Below are 14,044 nucleotides of genomic sequence, written 5' to 3' on the forward strand. Positions count from 1 at the left end.
GGGCGGGGCGCGCGGGGCCGGACGGGCGGCGGGACGGCCGGGTCGCTCAGGTGCGGACCAGAGCGGCCAGCCGGGTCCGCAGCACTCGGGCGGCCTCGGTCATCAGCAGGTCGGCGAGGGTGTCGGGATGGCGGGCGCGCCAGTCCTCCAGCTCGGTGCCGGCGAGATAGCCGTTGAGGGCGCCCATCGCCGGGCCGCAGGCCACCTGGTAGTCGACCCGCCGGTCGCTGCTGCCGGACATGGCGAGCCGGGTGGACTGCACGAAGTACCACTTGAAGACGAGCGCCATACGGTGCTTGGGGTCCGCGTCCGCGCGTGCGAGTTCGGCCGGGTCGCGCGTGGCGTAGTAGGCGGCGGTCTCCTGCCAGATCTCCTCGAAGCGCCGCCTGAAGATACGTTCTTGCAGCTGGCGGCGGGTGGGCGCGTCGATGGCGTCGAGGGAGTCGTAGCGCCGGTAGAGGTCGTAGAGCTTGTTGGCGCGGGCGGGGAAGAAGAGCCCCTTGCCGAGCACCTGGGCGCGGGCGCCGATCTCCAGCATGTCGCCCGCCGGAACCATCATGGTGTCCTGGACGCCGGCCGACTGGAGCAGGTCCTTGACGTCGTCGGCGGTGCCGGCCTCGGGCGTGCACTGGTTGATGCTGCCGGTCAGCACGAAGTCGGCGCCCAGCAGAAAGGCCGCCGCGATCGCCTCGGGGGTGCCGAGGCCGCCCGCCGCGCCGACGCACACGGAATGCCCGACGCCCGCGGCCGTGTCGCGCAGCCGGACGATCTCCGGGAGCACGGTGATCAACTGCCGCTGGTCGGTGTGCCCGCCGGAATCCGCCTCGACGCACAGATCGTCCGCCATCGGCAGGTACGGTGCCAGCGCGGCCTCCTCCGCACGCAGCGCGCCGCTGTCCAGGAGGGCCGCCACCAGGTGGGCCGGGGCGGGTGCGAGGAAGGCCCGGGCGGACTCCGGCCGCGAGACCTTGCCGAGCACGCTGTTCGGCACGGCCACGGAGCCGTCGTCGCGCCGACGCACGCCCGAGAGCCGGTAGCGGACCAGGGCCGCACTGGGCTGGAGGAAAGCGGCGGCCTCCACGCGCCGGACGCCGCGGGCGAGGAAGAGGTCGACCGTCTGCTCCTCCCGGCGCGGATGGTCCGGATGGGCCAGCAGGTTCATGCCGAACGGCCCGTCCGCACCGACCTCGGCACGGATGAGGGCGATGGCCTCGTCGATCTGTTCGGGGCGCAGCCCGCCGGTGCCGAAGTAGCCCAGCAGCCCCGACCGGCCCATTCTCGCGACCAGCGCGGCGGAGGCGATCCCCTTGTACATCGAGCCGCTGACGTAGGCGAGGCGTACACCGTGACGACGGCGGAACGCGGCGCTGCCGAGCGCCTCGCCGTCGGCCTGCCGTACGCCGGCGGGTGCGAACCCGTCCAGGGTGGTCATCTCGCGCGAACTCCTCGGATAGGTGCGGCCACGGGGACGCGGCCCGCGTACGCAGAGCGCGGCGCGCAGCCCCACGGGGGCGTCAAGGCGGTGGCAGGTCCACAGTTCGGGCTCAGGGACGGAGGCCGTCGGGCGCAGCACGGGACGCCCGTCCCGCCAGGTGAAGTCCACGTCCCCGAACGGCAGACGCAGTCCGAGACCCATGGCCTTGGCGAGGGCTTCCTTCAGCGTCCACAGCTGGACGAAGGCGGGATGGCGGTCCGGGCCCGGCAGAGCTGACAGCGTTGTCTGCTCGGCGGGCGTCAGGCAGCTGCGCAGCGGGGAGGGATCGTCGTCCGCGAGCCGTTCGACATCCACTCCGACCGGCCTGCCCGCGGAGATCGCGACGAGGGCGACACCCGCCGAGTGCGAGAGGCTGAACTCCCGGCTGTCGCCGAGGCGTTCGGCGATGCGAGGCTTGCCGTACCGGTCCCGGGTGAAGTCCCAGTCCTCGAGGGGCACGGACGTTCCCTCGGACAGCGCGTGCCGCAGCAGCCAGTGGGCGCGGATGTACTCGTCCCGGTCGGCGGACCGCAGGAAGCCTTCGGCGCGCTGTCGCTCCTCGGGGGCGAGCACCCGCAGGCGGTCCTGGCGGATGCCGTCCCCCTCGCCCGGTTCGGGCCGGGCGAGGCGCAGGACGATGTCCGGTTCGGGTGAGACCGGCTGGTGGATCAGCCGACCGCGGGCGTCACTGCCCGCGATCACCCGCCCAGAGTGGCGGTCTTCTCGCGCTCCGCGTAGGTCGTCACCACGTTGGGGATCTCCCGGGCGATGAAGCCGAAGAGATGCTGGGTGCGGTCGAGCCGCTGCCGGCGCTCGGGGTCCTCGTCCTTGAGCGTCTCCTGCGCGTCGCGCAGGATGCGGTCGAACTCGGGGATGTTGGCGAAGACGTCGAGAACAGCGTTGGGCCAGGACTCGTCGTTCATGTGCAGGGCGTACTCGTCGGTGCCCGGGATGTCCCTGCGCAGGACCACTCGGGCCGGGACGAGCTGGTCGGCGACGCGGTCGATGGCCGCGCGCGTGGTGCCGAGCCGGTCGATGAGTTCCGCGGTGGTCTGCTCCACCGGGTCACTGATCATGAGCCAGCCGATGACGTGGCCCCGTTCGTGCGGCATGCCGTCGTTGCGCCAGTAGTAGTCGGCGACTCCCTCGACGATGATGCGCTCGGCCGCGGTGAGACCGGCCAGTGCGTCGCCGGCTTCGTTCGCATCGGTTCCCATAGGTATCCCCCATCCCTTCGGGCGGTGGCCCGGGTCGGCCCGCACTGGTTTCCAGTGGGTGCGCCACATCATGTCCGACCGGTCTGGAACGAACCTGACAGAAATCTGCAATGGCTGATCACATGCGCTTCACACCCTGCGGGGGCGAAGGCCTCCTACCGAGACACTCGGCCACGTGTTCTCATGAGCGCGGTGATCCAGTCCCCCCACGACAGACGAAGGAACGGCTGTGTCCATTGACTTCAGCTTTCGCCTGCTAGGCGCCATAACCGCACGCCAGGGGGTCCGTCACATCAGACTCGGCCCCGCGAAACAGCAGTGCGTGCTGGCCGCCCTCCTGATAGACGCCAACCGCGTCATCCCGGTCGACGCGCTTCTCGACCGGGTCTGGCACGACGCGCCACCGGCCACCGGCCGCGCGGTCCTCTACAGCTACGTGGCACGGATCCGCCGATTACTGCCCCGCCTCCCGGCGGAGCCCGAAGTACCCGCCATCGTCCACTCCGCGGGCGGCTACATGGCCCAGGTCTGCCCCTCCCATGTCGACCTGCACCACTTCCGCGGACTCGTCGCCTCCGCCCGCGCGGTCGCCGCGTCCGAACCGGCGCTCGCCGCCGAGCACTACCGCGCCGCGCTGGGTCTGTGGCAGGGCGAGCCCCTGCTCGGACTCACGGGCCCCTGGGTGGAGACGGTGCGCGAGGCCCTCACCAACGAGCGGACCTCCGCCCTGACGGAGTGCCACGCGTCCGAGCTACGGGCCGGACGGCATCTCACGCTCCTGCCGGAACTGGAAGCCATCGCCACCGAACGCCCCTACGACGAGGCCTCCCTGCGCCATCTGATGACGGCCCTGCACCGATGCGGCCGCGGCGCCGAGGCCGTCGCCCGCTACCACCACACCCGCCGGCTCCTCGCCGACGAACTCGGCCTCGACCCCAGTCCCGCCACGCAGGATCTGTACCAGGAACTGCTCCGGGCGACCGCCATGGCGGGCACCGCCGCGGAACCTTCCGCCCCGCTCACCGAAGCCGGCCCAGGGATCCCGGCGGCCGCTCGCCCGGCCCAACTGCCCCCGGCCTGCCCCACGTTCACCGGCCGTTCCACAGAACTGCGCCTGCTTGATGAATTATTGACGAGCAGATCCAGCCAGAGACGAACGCTGGTCCTGGAAGGGCTGGCGGGCGTCGGCAAGTCCACGCTCGCCCTGCACTGGTCGCACCGTACCCGAGCGCAGTTCCCGGACGGCGAGTTGTACGTCGACCTGCACGGCAGCGGCCCCCAGCCGCCGCTCGACCCCGCGACCGCGCTCGCCCGCTGTCTGCGCCAGCTCGGCATCTCGGTCACCCCGCACCCGGGCGACTGGGACGAACTGTCCGCGCTGTGGCGGTCGGTCGTCGCCCAGCGGCGCCTGCTCCTGCTGCTCGATGACGCCGCCGACGCCGAGCAGGTGGAACCCCTGCTGCCCGGCGGACAGGGGTGCGCCACCTTGATCACCAGCCGCAGACGCCTGGACCGCCTCGTGGTCCACCACCACGCCCAACGCCTGACGGTGCCCGCCCTCACCACACCGGAGTCCACCGAACTGCTGCGGCTGCTCCTCGGCCCGTCCCGGACCCAAGCCGAACCGGAGGCCGCCGCCCGGCTGACCGAGGCCTGCGCAGGACTGCCGTTCGCCCTTCAGGTACTCGCCGCCCGACTCCAACTGCGCCCAGAAGCCCCCCTGGCCACCACGGCCCGGCAACTCGACGCGTGTTCACCGCTGAACGTACTGCGCACCGACTCCTCCGACACCATCTCGGTACGGGCCCTGCTCGACTCGTCCTTCACGTCCCTGCCCACCGAGGCGCAGCGGCTCCTCCCGAGTCTGGGCTCCGTCCCCTCCCCCTCGTTCCGCGCGGAACACTTCGCCGCGCACGCCCGCTGCACACCGGCGGAGGCGGAACGGGTGCTGGGCGTCCTCGTCCGGGAGCATCTGCTGTCCGAGGACGGGCCACAGGGGTACGTCGTGCACCACCTGGTCCGCTGCTACGCCGCGGAACACGCCGCCCGGCCGACCCGTCCCGCGCCGCCACAGAGCACAGTCCCTTCCCTGCCGCCGGATGCCCATCGGCCGGCGATCCGCGCGAACGCGTGCGCGACACCGCTGGCACCTTGACCGGGCACCGATGCCGGGCCGGCTCGAAGGCCAGCCCGTCACCGTGGATCGTCCGGGACGGTCCACGGGCCGTTCAGGCTGGGGGCGGTGAACACCGTCACTGGCTTCGAACGAGTCTTATGGCCCCGGCGGACCGAGGCGGATTCCAGCGATCATCGCAACACGGTGATCATTCCAGTGCTGCGACGAGCTGAGCGAAGAGGTCGGCGGGGGTCTGCCAGCCGAGGGTCCTGCGGGGGCGGCTGTTGAGTTCGGCGCGACGAAGGCGAGGTCCTCGGCGCTGAAGACGGACAGGTCGGTGCTCTTCGGGAAGTACTGGCGCAGCAGGCCGTTGGTGTTCTCGTTCGAGCCGCGCTGCCATGGGCTGGCGGGTTCGCAGAAGTAGACGGGGATGCCGGTGGCGCGGGTGAACTCGTCGTGACGGCTCATCTCGCTGCCTTGGTCCCAGGTCAGTGCGTGGGCGAGTCCGGCGGCCAGGTCGGCGAAGGCGTGCAGGAGCGCGTCGCGGACGTTCTCGGAGGAGTGACTGTCGGGGAGGTGGAAGAGCTTGACGTAGCGGGTGGTGCGGTCGACCAGGGTTCCGATCGCGGAGCGGTTGGCGGTGCCGACGATGAGGTCGCCTTCCCAGTGCCCGGCGACGGCGCGGTCGTCAACTTCCGCCGGACGGTGGCTGACCAGCGTTCCCGGGTCGATAAACCGAGTGGCGCGGGTCGGCCGGTGCGCAGGGTGCCGGCTGTGCGCTCCAGGCCGCCGCGGTGCGGCAGGTAGATGGCCTGGTAGATGGCCTCGGGCGCGAGGTGGCGGTCGGGTTCGTCCGGGAGGGCAGTGCGCAGGGCCTGGCAGATCTGCTCAGGGCTGCAACGGCGGTCCAGGCACTGCTGGATGAACTCCTTCAGTTCCGGGTCGCGCCGTATCTTCCCTTCCTTGGGGCAGGCGCGGCGTACGGGTGCCCGGCGCTGGGCCTGGAAGAGGGCGTACTTGCCGGTACGCGGTCACGGTTGCGGCGCACCTCGCGGCTGATCGTGGCCGGGTTCCGGCCAAGTTCCCGGGCGATGGAGCGCAAGGATTTCTTGGCCCGCAACAGGTCGGCGATGACGATCCGCTCGTCCTCCGACAAGAACCGCTCGGAGACCGTGTCGGACTCCCGGACCTCGGTGATCGGCAGGTAGACGCGCACGTTGCCGGCCCTGTCGACGATCTTCCTTCTGTACCTCCAGCGGTTCCCGGTCTTGCGGTTGATTCCCACCTCTCGGCACGCGGCCGAGTTGCTCATCCCCTGCGCCATGAGACGAAGGTATTGATGACGCTTGTCTGCCAACGGCGCAGGTCCGGGCTTCTTCGGCTTCCGACGCGGCCTGGTCATCGCAACAACCCCGAGGGTCAGGTGTTGCAACCACCTCTAGAACCCAAGCCGTTCCCCTGGAGCCAGAAGACGCGTTCGAAGCCAAATGCCCGTGAGTGATAAACCACGGCATCCGCCGTACCCCCCGGCGGCTGCCAGCGGCCCATCAGGCCCAGCGCCACAACCAACGCGAGCTCTAGCAGCCATGTACTGGTCGACGCAATCGTCGACCCGGCATGCTCAACTGGTGCTGTGGCCCTGTCCCACTCGGCAGGCACCGTGTGCGCCGTCACCAGGGCGGCCGCAGAACATCCGGCCAGCAGCCAGGCGTCATCACCTCGGGCACAGGACGTGGGCACCGCCGCTCAAAACCGGCGGCTACAAATCGAGGACGGCGCGCAGCGCCTGGTCCACGCGGGCCATGGTCTCGGCAGGGACCGTGCCGCGGCAGCTCGCCCCGCCGAAGCGCGTGGTACGCAGCTGCTGGAGGTTGACCGCGACCGCGGTCGCCGGGACCGGATCTCCCACCACAACGGACATGGCGGTGTCAGGGTAGCGGCCCGAGGGGTGCAGGACGATCGCGAGGACCGCACCGTATGCCTCCTCCAAGCCGGTCAAAGAAACGATCAGAACGTCCCGGCCGTCGGGCAGCGTCCAGATCTCACCGCGCCTCACCGCAGGGCGTCGCCTTCGCCCGCCAGATCATCGCCCAGACCGAGCGCCGCGAGCTGGTGCGCAGCGTCGAGAGTGGCCTGACGGCGGGCGGCACGCACCACGTACGCGTTCAGGCTCATGCCGGCCGCCTCGGCACCGGCCCGGATCGAAGGGGCGACTTCGTCGGGAATGCGGAGCGTCATGTCTACCGTCATGACATCAGGCTAGCCACCAGTCGATGGTGGCGTAAAGCAGTGGCAGAAAACGGGACCTACACCGGACGCGACGGTCCCCGGCGGCTGAGCAAGGTCGACAGCGTCACCGCGGTCACCGGCCCCTCACCACTGAGGCCGGTTCACCGCCGTCCGCGCCTGTCCCGGCGCCGTGAACACCTACACGGCTGACACCCGCGACATGACCAACGTCGTGTCCAATGCGAAGGCCGGAGCCTGGCACATCTACGCCAGCGCTTTCTCCAAGGACCGCGACCAGACCGCCGTCGACTCCTACGCGACCGTGAGGGTCCAGCGCAAGTCGAAGCTGACCGCGATCGCGGCCCCCGAACCCGTCACGAAGGGCAAGACCCTCACCGTCACCGGCAAGCTCTCCCGTGCCAACTGGAACACCCACAAGTACGCCGCCGGCTACAGCGGCCAGAGCGTGAGACTTCAGTACCGGCCCAAGAGCAGCAGCACCTACACCACCCTCAAGACCGTCACGACCACCAGCACCGGCGAGCTGAAGCCCACAGTCGAGGCCACCGCCGACGGCTACTACCGGTACGCATTCCCCAGCACCACGACCACCCCCGCTATCAACGCCACCGGCGACTATGTCGACGTGAGGTAGAACCCTCCCCGTAATAGCATCCCGTGCCTGACCGCGCCGACCTGCGAGCCCCGGCGCGGCGGGTCCGGAGGCTTACCCGGGCTGCCGGGCCGGTCTCATCCCTGACCCGGACGCCTCCTCCTGCCAGTGTTCACGCTATGCGGTCGATTCAGGTGCCCCGCCGTCTACCTGGCGGTGCAGACCGGCGACGACGGCGAACAGCGCTCCGCAAACGAGGTCTCCCAGATGGCGCGCAAAGTCGCCGAAGACAGCGGCTGGGTGAACAGCTTCGACTTCCAGCAACCGGTGATGACCTGCCCTGGCTGCGCCGACGGCCGCGGCCCGGTTCTCGAACGCGGCACCTGCCAACGTTGCATGGGCCGCACCGACGCCACCAACCGATGCGTGTTCTGCCTCCCCACACCGCCCCGCCTGAGCTGCCCGACGCGACTGAGCACGGCCCGCACATCGGGCCAGGGTGCGGCTGTGCCCGCCAAGACGGGGGAGCCTGACGGGCACACAGCCAGTGTGACACCACAACCTGGGCTGTGCGCAGAGAACCGACGCCGTCGCTGGCTCTTGTCACTGCCGGAGTCAGGACGGGCGAACAGGCGGGACGGGGAGGAGTTCAGGTACGGCATGCATTGTGGCCTGCAGTGTCGTGGACGGTGACGTCCGGGCGGGCGTGCCGTAACTGCTCCAGGACGTCCAGGCGACGCAGGTGCTCAGGGTGGGCGACCACGAGGCGGGTGCCGGGGGCACTGTGCGCCCGGAGTTCGAACAGGTCGACGGGCCGGACTGCGTCCGGCAGCACCAGAAGCAGAGCCCGGACTACGCAGGCACAGCCCGGGCTCAACAACGCGTCTCGAGCTGATGACGCGATCCCCTGCTACGGAACCCCGGGCGGCCTGCCGCAGCAAGCGAGGGTCTCGCTCTGCTCGGCGCCGGGGATCTCGATGGCTTTCGCGGTCGGCAACGGGAGCTCGCGCAGATCCTCGTCGTTGATCGGGGCGCGTTTTGTCCCGGCACCGTGGCGGGTGATGTTGTAGGCGCCCTAGCGGGTCCGGCAGGTGCGAAGGGGGTGCCGACCAGGTCGTGGAGGTCCTTTGAGCTGCCCCGTGCGGGTGCGGCATGCAGCAGTCCACGAGTCAGTTCACTTTTCTGACTCACTGGGGTACCGTTCCACAGGAGAGTTCGAAAACGGAACTCACTATAGAGTTCGAAAATCGAACTCGCCATGATGTGGGCGGCCCGAGGGCATGTCCCGCAGTGCGAACAAGGAGCACGTCATGACTTCGATCCTGATCACCGGCGCCTCGAAGGGTGTCGGCCGGGCCACTGCTGCCGAGCTGGCCAGGCGTGGCCACCGCGTCGTGGCCACCGCCCGCGACCCGCGCACCCTGGACGGCCTCGGTGTCGCGGAGCGTCTGCGCCTGGACGTCACCGACCAGGCCAGCGTGGATGCCGTTGTCGAGCAGGCTGGCGAGGTCGACACATTGATCTCGAATGCGGCTGTGATCTTCCGTGCCGCCGTCGAGGCGAGCCCGCTCGATGAGATCGAGCGGCTGTACGCCCAGAACACCGTTGGTGCGATCCGCGTCGTGCAGGCACTGCTGCCTCAGATGCGCCGGCGTGGCAACGGCCGCCTGCTGTTCGTCTCCAGCATGGGCGGACGTATCGCCTTGCCGGGCAACTCCGCGTACGCGGCCAGTAAGTGGGCGCTGGAAGCATTCGGCGAGAGCCTCGCCATCGAGCTGTCCAAGCTGGGCATCGACGTCACGCTCGCCGAGCCCGGACCCATCAGTTCCGGCGCACTGGACAACATGACCACGTACGCCCTGGACGACGACCCCTACGCGGCCTTGCTGGAGGGTGGCATTCCGCCGGAGATGATGAGCACTCCCGAACAGGTGGCATCCGCTCTCGCGGACCTCGTTGAGGCGGACACCGTCCCGCTGCGCGTTCCCATCGGGCCCGTCGCCCAGCACGTCCTCGGTGCCAGGGACGCCGCGCGCTACGACGAGCCCTTCCTCCCCGCCTGAGGACCGGCTCGACGTCGGGCCCCCGGGCGGGGGCCCGACGACTTCGGTGGTGGCGGCGCGCCTGCGTGCCAGATGGGAGGGGTCAGCCGGCTTCGACGGGCGTGGCCGCAGTGGCCGGCAGGCCGTCGCCGGCGATACGGGGCGGCGCGTTGCGCTCTCCCCACTGCCGCAGCATGGACAGGATCGGGATGAGCTCGCGGCCGGCAGCGGTGAGCAGGTACTCGTAGCGCACCGGCCGGTCCTGGTATTTGCTGCGCTCGATGATGCCGACGTCCTCGAGCTTGCGCAGGCGAGCGGCGAGCATCTGGCGCGGGGCCCCGGTGCGGGACTGGATCTGGTCGAAGCGGCGCACGTCGAAGCCGAGCTCCCGGATCACCAGCAGTGACCATCGGTCACCGACGAGTTCGAGGGCATCGGCGATCGAGCAGACGCGCGTCCCGTCACTCGCGAAGATGTCGAACTCGCTTGCCGTCACCGCCGCCTCCTTCTTCCCGGGCTGCTGCCAGTGTAGTCCGTATGTTTTTCGAACCGATAACGTGAGCAGGCGGCGGGCAGACCACAGGACTGCAGCTGCATACGACTACGCTTCACGACTCTCAGACTTTGGCCGGCTCCTCGGAAGGCCTCGGAGTGGTCTCGACCCTGCGCGCGGACGGTGCCGTGCACGCGTCAGTGGTCAACCTCGCCGTCATGCCCCACCCGCTCGGCGACGGGAGCGTCGTCGCCTTCGTGACCGCCGGCAAGGCCAAACTCCACAGCCTCAGGGCCCGCCCGCGGCTCGCGGCGACCGCGCGCGCCGGCTGGTCTTGGGCCACGGTGGAGGGCAAGGCCGAGATCATCGGCCCTTATTGGCTCGCCACGGCGCCTGGCCGTCCGGACTCCCCCGGCTGGACGGTTTCCGGGCAGCAGCAGGTCGCCGAACTGCGGGGCGTTAGCGCAAGCTGGCTACCGCGATCGTCACGCACGACTTCTGGAGCACGGTCGCCGCACCGGAGCGGCCGGACGCTCGCAGCGGTCTCGGGCACGCCGCCGGGGGCGCCGGCAGTAACCTGGTGGGCGGCCAGAAACTGCAGGAACCAAACACGCGCATCGTTCGCCTTGAGAACCGGGTTCAGTGATGACGCGACGAATTTTGCAGTGCCCACACGTAGTGCCAGTCATTCTGTTTTAGTTCGCGAGTTTTACTATCAGCGGCGATGGAGCTGATAGCCCCCCAAATTCCGCCACTCGCGCCGAGAACGGTGAGGTATTGTTCCAGCGCCGGAGCCCAAACAGCTACGAGTACTGCGCATACCGTACCGAGGGAGGCGCCTGTAGCCGCAAAAGCTCTGGAATGTCGAGCCGCATCCATTTGGTCCTTAATCTTCAGCACCTCGTACTCGATCTCCTGCCCTGCTTCCAGGAGGGCGAAGTCTGACTGCTCCGCGTTTACGGCGTCGTCGAGAGTCAGTAATTTTCTGCGAAGGAATACCCTGAAACGCCTGTATGAGTCGAATTCGTCAATCGTAATTTTGCTGAAATCTCGAAGGGAGACGTTCGCGATGAAGGGTAGATCGACTTCCAGCACCGGGCGAACGAATCGATTTTTGTCTGGGTGTGCGTGAGAGGTCGCGATTGCTCGGCCATCACGGATGAGATAGTCGATGGCCTTCATGTTTTTTGGGCGCTGAACTGGCTGAGGCTTTCCATGTCTTACGGTCTGAGTGGTAGTTGAGTAGCTAGGGAGGTACCAGGCGAGACCTGCGCGCAGCAAAGGTTCAGCTTCGAGTAGCCAGCCCCCAAGGCTTTTCAGACTCGGACAGTGCATTCCGTAGCGTGTGATGTCGTATCGGGCAATATCTGCCGCGGAGTACGGTCTGCCATTAGGGGAGACAAACGTCCTGCCGTCTAGTTCGCGCCCACCACGCAACTCATGCCAGTGCCCTCTCCAGTCATGAGATAGGAGGAGCGTGTCCGAGATTAGTGTCACACGCTTGGTGAGGTCGGCGAAATTTTCATTTCTGGTGGATAGGCCAACGTAGAATCGAGACTTTGAGTGCCTCTTCTGGTCCCTCAGAGTGAAGCGTCCGTTAATTGATCGGAAGAGGAAGAATTTTCCGTACTCCGTTGCGACGCGGCCCGGGCGCGCTCGCGTCTCCTCACTGAGGCCATCGAAGAACTGTTTCATTCGTCGCGCTACAGCTTGATTCTGCTCTGCTTCCCCCCGCTGGAACATAAGACAATGATGATCTGATCACCGAAGCTTGTCCAGAGGTGTTGGTGCACCACACGGTGGCGCGGCCTCCGTGACTGCGAAAGGTCCGTCACACCACCATTTTTGGAAGTCAGTGAGGTCTTTCAGCGCTGCCGCTCCAGAGTGAGCACGGCCGCGGCGATTGACGACATTCGATTCGGGCTGCACCGGGACCTGCGGAAGATGCGCCAGGACTTCAAGCGGGCGACGCCGCGCTCGACCGGTGCGCGTGCCGCCGACAGCGCGCGGTTGACGGTTTGCTGGGTCGGCGTGAGGTCACGGCCCGGCGGGCGTCTGAGGGGTGTCGTCACCCAGGGGCCGGCTCCCATGTAGGCGCGGTCGGCGAGGATGGGAACGCCCTGGCGTTCGCAGATCCGGATGATCCGGTGGGTGCGGGCCGCGGTGAGATCGTGCGCGCGGCCGGGCAGAGCAGGCGAGATCCACAGCAGTCTCCCGACCGGGTCGGTCACTAGCTGCACGTTTACTCCGTGTCGGCGATGTTTGTGGGAGAAGTCGGCCCGGCTGTCGCCGACCCGGTCGCACTCCGCGAGAGTGCCGTCGAGCAGGACGAAGTCCGGATCCGCCTCGCGCAGGGCGCGCAGCAGGCCGGGGGCGCGGTCGGCGAGCAGGTCGACGACGGCTGTCGTGTAGGCGTGGGCAGTGCCGACGGAGATGCCGAACCCGGCGGCGAGTTGGGCGAGGGTGTCGTGCTGGCGCAGGTACACCAGGCCGACCAGGGCACGCTGGTGCGGTGGAAGTTTGCAGCGGCGGTCACCCTCGCGGGTGACGATGAGCATGGTGACCCACTCGACCAGGGCGTGAGGCAGGTCGAGTGCGGCAGAATACGGAACCAACGAGGCTCCTGTGCCTATGGGTTGAGACTTCGAACACCTCCCCCAACGGCACGGGAGCCTCGTGCGTTGCGGGCATCGAGCCCGTCACCCGATCAGTGGCCACACTGAAAGAGCTCAGTGATCAAATTCGGTGAAACGTGGAATGTCGCTTGCCGCCTCGTGGCTGCAACCCTTCCTGCGGTGTGCGCGCGGCGCCCGCGAGTGAGGCCCGGTAGAGCACGCCGTGGCAGAAGCGGGCGCGGGCGCGGTCGGCGACGGCTTCGAGCGCGAGGGGCTTGTCGTCCGTGTTGTCGAGGGTGAGCTGTCGGGTGGCGTTGGCGGCGGGCTGTGGGGCGTCGGCGCGCAGGGCGATGCTGCGGACCCGGGCGCGCTGCAGTCCGAGGGATTCGTACACCGCGTATGCGGCGCGTGCCAGGAGCACGGTGGGGAAGGTCGCTTCGGGCAGGGAGCGGCTGCGGCGGGTGGCGCTCTGGTCTGCGTAGTGGACGGTGCAGTTCACCCCTTGGGCGATCTGGTCGCTTGTACGCAGGCGGGCACCGAGGTCGTCGGCGAGGGCGAGCAGGGCGCGCCGTGGGCGGCGGGATCGAGTTCGTCGCGCGGGAAACGGTGGTCGGCGCCGATGCTGGCCGGGGTGGGGGTGGGGTCGACGGTCTGGGTGTCGCAGCCGTGAGCGCGGTCGTGGAGGGTGCGGCCGGGCCGGGCACCGAGCAGGCGCTGCAGGGTGAGGTGGGGGACGTCGGCGATGTCCCCGATGGTGTGCAGGCCGTATTCGGCGAGCAGGGTGGCGGTGCGGGTGCCGATGTCGGGCAGCTCGCGTACGGCGCGGGGCCGCAGTGCGTCGACCGCCTCGGGCGAGTTTTCGACGATGGTGCGCTGCCCGGGCGGGGTGAGGGCGCAGGCCATGGCGGCGAGCATCCGGTTCGGGCCGGCACCCGCCGAACTGCGCAGCCCGTGGAAGGCCAGGCCTCGCGACTGGATCAGCTCGATGATGCCGCGGACGTCGCGATGCCAGAACCGAAGTGCGCCGCTCAGATCCGCGACCGCGCTGTCCGGCTCCGGCATCTGCACGCGCGGTGGAACCAGGTCGAACCGAGCTTGGTGCGTTCGGAGTTGTCGGTGCTGGCGTGGACCAGGTCGTAGGCCGTGCCGCCGATGGTGATGGCGGAGAGCTGGCTGTAGTCCGTCCAGGTCTCGTTCGTGCGCGCGGACGCGGCGATGCGTCCGCCGGCTTTCTCGTTGCCGAGC

The 14,044-nt window shown here is 68.8% G+C and carries 13 protein-coding genes and 2 pseudogenes; 4 read left to right on the forward strand and 11 right to left on the reverse strand.

Going from position 1 to position 14,044, the window contains the following annotated elements; all coding sequences use genetic code 11:
- Positions 1-46: 46 nt before the first annotated feature.
- Complete coding sequence (locus ACFUO4_RS40065) at positions 47-2,176, reverse strand: PfaD family polyunsaturated fatty acid/polyketide biosynthesis protein (RefSeq protein ID WP_383494623.1); 2,130 nt, start codon at positions 2,174-2,176, stop codon at positions 47-49.
- Complete coding sequence (locus ACFUO4_RS40070; RefSeq protein WP_383494626.1) at positions 2,173-2,691, reverse strand: hypothetical protein; 519 nt, start codon at positions 2,689-2,691, stop codon at positions 2,173-2,175. The genes ACFUO4_RS40065 and ACFUO4_RS40070 overlap by 4 nt, the downstream gene beginning before the upstream one ends.
- Before the next feature lie 322 nt (positions 2,692-3,013).
- Here ACFUO4_RS40070 and ACFUO4_RS40075 point away from each other — a divergent pair, with 322 nt between their 5' ends.
- Entirely contained in the window at positions 3,014-4,846 is a 1,833-nt protein-coding gene (locus tag ACFUO4_RS40075) for a BTAD domain-containing putative transcriptional regulator (protein ID WP_383494628.1), read from the forward strand.
- A 169-nt stretch (positions 4,847-5,015) separates the two neighbouring features.
- Here the strand turns inward: ACFUO4_RS40075 and ACFUO4_RS40080 are convergent.
- The 3 genes and pseudogenes from ACFUO4_RS40080 to ACFUO4_RS40090 form a co-directional block, all read right to left on the reverse strand.
- Positions 5,016-6,209: pseudogene (locus ACFUO4_RS40080) on the reverse strand (IS30 family transposase).
- A 357-nt stretch (positions 6,210-6,566) separates the two neighbouring features.
- Positions 6,567-6,863: a hypothetical protein gene (locus tag ACFUO4_RS40085; RefSeq protein WP_383494631.1), complete on the reverse strand. Its 297-nt coding sequence runs from the start codon at positions 6,861-6,863 to the stop codon at positions 6,567-6,569.
- Entirely contained in the window at positions 6,860-7,057 is a 198-nt protein-coding gene (locus tag ACFUO4_RS40090) for a toxin-antitoxin system HicB family antitoxin (protein WP_383494634.1), read from the reverse strand. The genes ACFUO4_RS40085 and ACFUO4_RS40090 overlap by 4 nt, the downstream gene beginning before the upstream one ends.
- A gap of 310 nt (positions 7,058-7,367) precedes the next feature.
- On the opposite strand from ACFUO4_RS40090, the pseudogene ACFUO4_RS40095 reads away from it, so the two are divergent.
- Positions 7,368-7,691: pseudogene (locus ACFUO4_RS40095) on the forward strand (calcium-binding protein); the annotation flags it as partial.
- Positions 7,692-8,298: 607 nt separating this feature from the next.
- Here ACFUO4_RS40095 and ACFUO4_RS40100 read toward each other — a convergent pair.
- Positions 8,299-8,484, reverse strand: a complete 186-nt coding sequence (locus ACFUO4_RS40100; protein WP_383494637.1) for a hypothetical protein — start codon at positions 8,482-8,484, stop codon at positions 8,299-8,301.
- 475 nt (positions 8,485-8,959) lie between these two features.
- Here ACFUO4_RS40100 and ACFUO4_RS40105 point away from each other — a divergent pair, with 475 nt between their 5' ends.
- Positions 8,960-9,712, forward strand: a complete 753-nt coding sequence (locus tag ACFUO4_RS40105) for an SDR family oxidoreductase (RefSeq protein ID WP_383494640.1) — start codon at positions 8,960-8,962, stop codon at positions 9,710-9,712.
- An 82-nt stretch (positions 9,713-9,794) separates the two neighbouring features.
- On the opposite strand, the gene ACFUO4_RS40110 is transcribed toward ACFUO4_RS40105, so the two are convergent.
- Positions 9,795-10,187, reverse strand: coding sequence for a winged helix-turn-helix transcriptional regulator (locus ACFUO4_RS40110; RefSeq protein WP_383494643.1), 393 nt, complete (start codon positions 10,185-10,187; stop codon positions 9,795-9,797).
- 155 nt (positions 10,188-10,342) lie between these two features.
- On the opposite strand from ACFUO4_RS40110, the gene ACFUO4_RS40115 reads away from it, so the two are divergent.
- Positions 10,343-10,918, forward strand: coding sequence for a pyridoxamine 5'-phosphate oxidase family protein (locus ACFUO4_RS40115; RefSeq protein WP_383494646.1), 576 nt, complete (start codon positions 10,343-10,345; stop codon positions 10,916-10,918).
- Here ACFUO4_RS40115 and ACFUO4_RS40120 read toward each other — a convergent pair.
- From ACFUO4_RS40120 to ACFUO4_RS40135, 4 genes are all read right to left on the reverse strand, one after another.
- Complete coding sequence (locus ACFUO4_RS40120) at positions 10,824-11,366, reverse strand: hypothetical protein (protein ID WP_383495027.1); 543 nt, start codon at positions 11,364-11,366, stop codon at positions 10,824-10,826. The genes ACFUO4_RS40115 and ACFUO4_RS40120 overlap by 95 nt on opposite strands.
- 683 nt (positions 11,367-12,049) lie before the next feature.
- A complete protein-coding gene (locus tag ACFUO4_RS40125) occupies positions 12,050-12,799 on the reverse strand; it encodes a transposase family protein (RefSeq protein WP_383494649.1) in 750 nt (249 codons plus the stop codon).
- A 121-nt stretch (positions 12,800-12,920) separates the two neighbouring features.
- The gene (locus tag ACFUO4_RS40130) at positions 12,921-13,361 is read right to left on the reverse strand and encodes a hypothetical protein (RefSeq protein WP_383495011.1); all 441 of its coding nucleotides are present in this window, start codon (positions 13,359-13,361) and stop codon (positions 12,921-12,923) included.
- A complete protein-coding gene (locus ACFUO4_RS40135; RefSeq protein ID WP_383494652.1) occupies positions 13,295-13,861 on the reverse strand; it encodes a hypothetical protein in 567 nt (188 codons plus the stop codon). The genes ACFUO4_RS40130 and ACFUO4_RS40135 overlap by 67 nt, the downstream gene beginning before the upstream one ends.
- Positions 13,862-14,044: the final 183 nt, after the last annotated feature.

The organism is Streptomyces sp. NPDC057280, assembly GCF_042668605.1.
Taxonomy (GTDB): Bacteria; Actinomycetota; Actinomycetes; order Streptomycetales; family Streptomycetaceae; genus Streptomyces.